This window comes from Streptomyces sp. NPDC054840 (genome assembly GCF_053611065.1).
In genome coordinates this window covers 1-4,500 of record NZ_JBSGZP010000605.1, presented here as the reverse complement: position 1 = coordinate 4,500, position 4,500 = coordinate 1, and the positions used below count along the sequence as shown (strand labels likewise).

The 4,500-nt window shown below is 71.8% G+C and carries 4 protein-coding genes and 1 tRNA gene; 4 read left to right on the top strand and 1 reads right to left on the bottom strand.

What is annotated here, in order from left to right:
* Window positions 1-443: 443 nt before the first annotated feature.
* Window positions 444-1,829 (top strand): NAD(P)/FAD-dependent oxidoreductase, encoded by a 1,386-nt coding sequence (locus ACWGIU_RS30555; RefSeq protein ID WP_453711216.1) that lies wholly within the window; start codon window positions 444-446, stop codon window positions 1,827-1,829.
* Window positions 1,830-1,957: 128 nt separating this feature from the next.
* Here the strand turns inward: ACWGIU_RS30555 and ACWGIU_RS30550 are convergent.
* A tRNA-Thr gene (locus ACWGIU_RS30550) sits at window positions 1,958-2,031 on the bottom strand.
* A gap of 183 nt (window positions 2,032-2,214) precedes the next feature.
* On the opposite strand from ACWGIU_RS30550, the gene ACWGIU_RS30545 reads away from it, so the two are divergent.
* The 3 genes from ACWGIU_RS30545 to ACWGIU_RS30535 form a co-directional block, all read left to right on the top strand.
* Window positions 2,215-3,309, top strand: a complete 1,095-nt coding sequence (locus ACWGIU_RS30545; protein WP_453711215.1) for an ABC transporter ATP-binding protein — start codon at window positions 2,215-2,217, stop codon at window positions 3,307-3,309.
* A gap of 210 nt (window positions 3,310-3,519) precedes the next feature.
* Complete coding sequence (locus ACWGIU_RS30540) at window positions 3,520-3,933, top strand: hypothetical protein (RefSeq protein ID WP_453711213.1); 414 nt, start codon at window positions 3,520-3,522, stop codon at window positions 3,931-3,933.
* 28 nt (window positions 3,934-3,961) lie between these two features.
* The coding region (locus ACWGIU_RS30535) for a nucleotidyltransferase family protein (RefSeq protein ID WP_453711211.1) at window positions 3,962-4,500 on the top strand (539 nt) is incomplete at its 3' end.

Genomic DNA, 4,500 nt, shown 5'->3' with positions numbered 1-4,500 from the left:
GGAGACACCCCACCACGGCCCCCCACCCCGACACCTGCCGACCAACCCGCGCCACTCCCAACACCGCCGCCCATCAAGGCACTGGCCTCTTCAACCCCCGCCGTCCATAAGGCACAGGCCCGCAATTTCAGCCCCGCCGGCGATTGAGGCGCGGGCCCGGGCGGAGCCCGGCACAGAGTCCCGCCCCGCCACACACCACCGAGCCGCCCCCAGGGCACCCGGCCCCGCCGGCGATTGAGGCGCGGGTCCGGGCGGAGCCCGGCATGGAGTCCGGCCCCGCCACACACCACCGAGCCGCCCGCAGGGCACCCGGCCCCGCCGGCGATTGAGGCGCGGGTCCGGGCGGAGCCCGGCACAGAGTCCGGCCCCGCCACACACCACCGAGCCGCCCGCAGGGAACAGGGACCTGGACACCCTGCCGGGCGGGGTGTACCAACTGGCCCATGACGATCAACGGCGGGATTTCCTTCTGGTACGCGTCCGAGAGCGACGGCACCCCGGCCACCCCACCCCGCGCACCCCTCACCACCGACACCACCGCCGACGTCGTCATCGTCGGCGGCGGCTACACCGGCCTGTGGACCGCCTATTACCTCAAGCGCGCCGCCCCCGACCTCCGCATCACCGTCCTGGAGCAGAAGTTCTGCGGCTACGGCGCCTCCGGCCGCAACGGCGGCTGGCTCTACAACGGCATCGCCGGCCGCGACCGCTACGCCGCCCTCCACGGCCGGCCGGCCGCCCGCCGCCTCCAGCAGGCCATGAACGAGACCGTCACCGAGGTCATCGACGTCACCGCCGAGGAAGGCATCGACGCCGACATCCACCGCGGCGGCGTCCTCGAAGTCGCCCGTACCCCCGCCCAACTCGGCCGCCTGAAGGCCTTCCACGCCCACGAGGCCGCCTTCGGGGAGACCGACCGCGAGCTGCTCGACGCCCCCGCCACCCGCGCCCGCATCGACATCGCCGACGCCGTCGGCTCCAGTTGGAGCCCCCACGGCGCCCGCGTCCACCCGCTGAAGCTGGTCAAGGGCCTGGCCGCCGCCGTCGAAGCGCTCGGGGTGGTCGTCCACGAGTCCACGCCCGTCACCGAGATCGCCCCGCGCCGGGCCGTCACCCCGTACGGCACCGTCCGCGCCCCGTACGTGCTGCGCTGCACCGAGGGCTTCACCGCCGCCCTCAAGGGCCAGAAGCGCTCATGGCTCCCCATGAACTCCTCGATGATCGTGACGGCCCCCCTCCCCGCCGAAACCTGGTCCCGGCTCGGCTGGTCGGACAGCACGCTGCTGGGCGACATGGCCCACGCGTACATGTACGCGCAGCGCACGGCCGACGACCGCATCGCGATCGGCGGCCGCGGGGTCCCGTACCGCTTCGGCTCGCGCACCGACAACGACGGCCGTACCCAGCCGGCCACCGTCTCCGCCCTGACCGGCCTCCTGACCTCCTTCTTCCCGCAGCTCGCGGGTACGGAGATCACCCACGCCTGGTCGGGTGTGCTCGGCGTGCCCCGCGACTGGTGCGCCACCGTCACCCTGGACCGCGCCTCGGGCCTGGGCTGGGCGGGCGGCTACGTGGGCTCGGGCGTCGCCACCGCCAACCTCGCCGCCCGCACCCTGCGCGACCTGGTCCTCGGCGAATCCACCGAACTGACCACGCTGCCCTGGGTCAACCACCGCGTCCGCCGCTGGGAGCCGGAACCCTTGCGCTGGCTCGGCGTCCATGCCCTCTACGCCGCCTACCGCGAGGCGGACCGGCACGAGAGCGCCACCCACCGCCCGACGACCATGCCGTTGGCCCGCCTGGCCGACCGCATCTCGGGCCGCCACTGATCACACGGCCGGCGTCAGGTCCTCGATCGCCGTCCGGGACGCCCGGCTGCCCGGTCCGGTCACGGCTCCCGAACGGTCAGAGGCCCTGCCGTCCGCTCGGACGACAGGGCCTCTGTGTACTTCCTCGGAGCCCCCTGTCGGATTCGAACCGACGACCTACGCTTTACAAGAGCGTTGCTCTGGCCAGCTGAGCTAAGGAGGCGCGACCGTCTCACTCTACACAGCGGCCCACATCGCGTGATGCGAAATTCGACACCTTCCCGATGCTGACAGGAGCCGTCCGGGCAGGTAGCGTCGAGCGGAAGTCCACCTAGTGGACTAGACCCATTCTTCCTTCCACTCGGATCGTCCGGCACGTTCCTGCCGGTAGAAGGGATTCATCACCATGGCTTCTGTCACTTTCGACAAGGCGACCCGCCTGTACCCCGGCGGCGACAAGCCGGCCGTCGACCAGCTCGAGCTGGAGATCCAGGACGGCGAGTTCCTCGTCCTCGTCGGCCCGTCCGGCTGCGGCAAGTCCACCTCGCTGCGCATGCTCGCCGGCCTGGAGGACGTCAACGGCGGCGCCATCCGCATCGGGGACCGCGACGTCACGCACCTGCCGCCCAAGGACCGGGACATCGCGATGGTGTTCCAGAACTACGCGCTCTACCCGCACATGTCCGTCGCCGACAACATGGGCTTCGCGCTCAAGATCGCCGGTGAGGACAAGGCCACCATCCGCAAGAAGGTGGAGGACGCGGCGAAGATGCTCGACCTCACCCAGTACCTCGACCGGAAGCCGAAGGCGCTCTCCGGCGGTCAGCGCCAGCGCGTCGCCATGGGCCGCGCCATCGTGCGCAAGCCGCAGGTGTTCCTGATGGACGAGCCGCTGTCGAACCTCGACGCCAAGCTCCGCGTCTCCACCCGCACGCAGATCGCGGCGCTCCAGCGCGACCTCGGCATCACCACGGTCTACGTCACCCACGACCAGGTCGAGGCGATGACGATGGGCGACCGCGTGGCCGTCCTGAAGGACGGGCTGCTCCAGCAGGTCGACACCCCGCGCAACATGTACGACCGCCCCGCGAACCTCTTCGTCGCCGGCTTCATCGGCTCGCCGGCCATGAACCTGGTCGAGGTCCCGATCACCGACGGCGGCGTGAAGTTCGGCGACAGCGTCGTCCCGGTGTCCCGCGAGGCGCTGTCCGCGGCGGCCGACGCGGGCGACCGTACCGTCACGGTCGGCGTCCGCCCGGAGCACTTCGACGTCGCCGAGACCGGCGGTCTGACCATAGTCGTGAACGTGGTCGAGGAACTCGGCGCCGACGGCTACGTCTACGGCTCCACCACCTCCGCCGAGGGTGCGCAGGACCTCGTGGTCCGGGTGGGCGGCCGCCAGGTCCCGGAGAAGGGCTCCAGCCTCCACGTGGTACCGCGCGCCGACGAGATCCACGTCTTCTCGACCTCGTCCGGCGAGCGGCTGTCCGACAGGGCCTAGTTCGGCAGGTTTCGCAGTCGTTGGAGGGGCGTCCCGTCAAGGGGCGCCCCTCCGGCGTTCGTTGCCCGGCCACGGCCGCGACCGGAACCCCGACAGAGCGGGCCATTCGACCCCAACCGTCAACCCTCCATTCGAAAAACCACGTCGAACCATCCCCCGTCAGAGTGACTGAATGTCGCCAAATCTTCACCGAGCGCTACTCTCGCCCTCGTGACCCACACTGCCCGCCGTATCGGCCGTTCCCTCGCCCTGGTCCTGCCCGTCGTCCTGGTCCTCTCCGGGACCCTCGCGGTCACCATGGTTCCCTGGGCGGACACTTCGTCCTCCCAGGTCCTGACCGCCTCCGCCGAGGACGTCTCCGTCCCCGCGAAGCCGCGTGCCGCGCACGAGGTGCTGCGCGACGAGCTCGTCGGTGAGCTGCAGCAGGGCGGGCGGCCGGACGACGTCCTCACCCACCTCCAGCAGGAGGTGAACCGGCGGCCGTCGCTCGCCGAGCACTGCGTGGGGATCGCGCGGGCGCTGGGGCGGGCCGCCGTGGACGCGTACGGCCCGACGAAGGCCCAGTCGTTCTCCCGGCCCGTCTGCGACACCTCGTACGCCTCCGGCGTCGCCTCCATGGGCTGACGCACGCCACCTCCCTACGCTGGCCGTCATGACCGACGACCACCGATCCGCTCCGCCCGCGCCCTCCGCAGCCGCGTTCCCCGCCGCCCCCACCCAGGCCGTCGTCCTGGCGGGCGGCCAGGGTTCGCGGCTGCGTCCGTACACCGACGACCGCCCGAAGCCGATGGTGGAGATCCCGGGGACGGGGGTGCCGATCATCGGGCACCAACTGGCCTGGCTGGCCTCCGAAGGGGTCACGGACGCCGTGGTCTCCTGCGGGCACCTGGCCGAGGTGCTCCAGGAGTGGCTGGCCGGGGCCCGGTTGCCGCTCCGCGTGACCACGGTGGTCGAGGAGGAGCCGCTGGGGCGCGGCGGCGGCCTCAAGTACGCGGCCCGGCACCTCCCGCACCCCGACGGGGCCTGGTACGCGACCAACGGCGACGTGTGGACCCGCTTCTCGCTCCGCGAGATGGCCGCCTTCCACGCGGAGCGCGACGCGGTGGCCACGCTCGCGCTGGCGCGGCCGCGGATCCCGTGGGGGGTCGTGGAGACCAACGAGTTCGGGCACGTACTGGACTTCATCGAGGC